1 protein-coding gene is annotated in these 944 nt (G+C 58.6%); it reads right to left on the bottom strand.

Going from position 1 to position 944, the window contains the following annotated elements:
- The coding region (locus XI09_RS08515; RefSeq protein ID WP_271566443.1) for an IS481 family transposase at positions 1-883 on the bottom strand (883 nt) is incomplete at its 3' end.
- Positions 884-944: the final 61 nt, after the last annotated feature.

Genomic DNA, 944 nt, shown 5'->3' with positions numbered 1-944 from the left:
CGTAGGGCGTGAGGCCTTTCAGGGTCTTCAGCCGTCGAGCATAGTTGTAGGCGTTGATGAAGTCAGCCAGGTGAGCTTCGAGCTGATCGTGTCGATCGTAATGGTAGCGTTGCACGGTCGCTTCCTTGATCGTGCGATTCATGCGTTCGACCTGGCCATTGGTCCAGGGATGCTTGATCTTGGTCAGCCGATGTTCGATCCCGTTCTCTTGGCAGCGCATGTCGAACATATGCGTCGCGTATCTTGCCGTCGGGCCGTCCGCATAGCGCGGGGGGAAGGTGAACTGGATCCCATTGTCGGTGAGAACCGTGTGGATCTTGTAGGGGACAGCCGCGATCAGAGCTTCGAGGAAGGCCGCGGCCGAGGTCCGTCCCGTCTTCCTGGCCAGTTGCACGAACGCGAACTTGCTGGTGCGATCGATCGCGACATAGAGGTAGAGCTTGCCTTCGGCGGTCTGGAGCTCGGCGATGTCGATGTGGAAATAGCCGATTGGATAAGCCTTGAACTTTTTCTTCGCGGGCCTGCTGCCTTCGACCTCCGGCAATCGGCTGATGCCATGGCGCTGGAGGCAGCGATGCAGGGATGACCGCGTCAGATGGGGGATGGTGGGCTGCAGAGCATAGAAGCAATCGTCGAGCGGCAGCAGCGTGTGCTGCCGAAAAGCGACGATGATCGCCTCCTCCTCGATGGAGAGCACGGTGGACTTGGCTTCCTTGGGGCCTGTCGGGAGATCGGCGACCGTCCCACGCTGCTTCCACTTTGCGACAGTCTTCTGGTTGATCCCATAGCGCTTAGCGAGGCCTCTCAGGCTCTCTTGACTATTTTGTATTGCTCGACGGACTGCCTCCGTCGTGGTGGCGCAGCCGTGTAAAATCTGTCCCATAGCGCTTCCCTCGAATCGTGCGATAAGGATGCACCATCAAAGTCTGGGACTAAACACCTAG

The organism is Bradyrhizobium sp. CCBAU 11386, assembly GCF_028128955.1.
In the GTDB taxonomy this organism is placed as follows: Bacteria; Pseudomonadota; Alphaproteobacteria; order Rhizobiales; family Xanthobacteraceae; genus Bradyrhizobium.
This window is presented reverse-complemented; position numbering and strand designations above follow the sequence as displayed.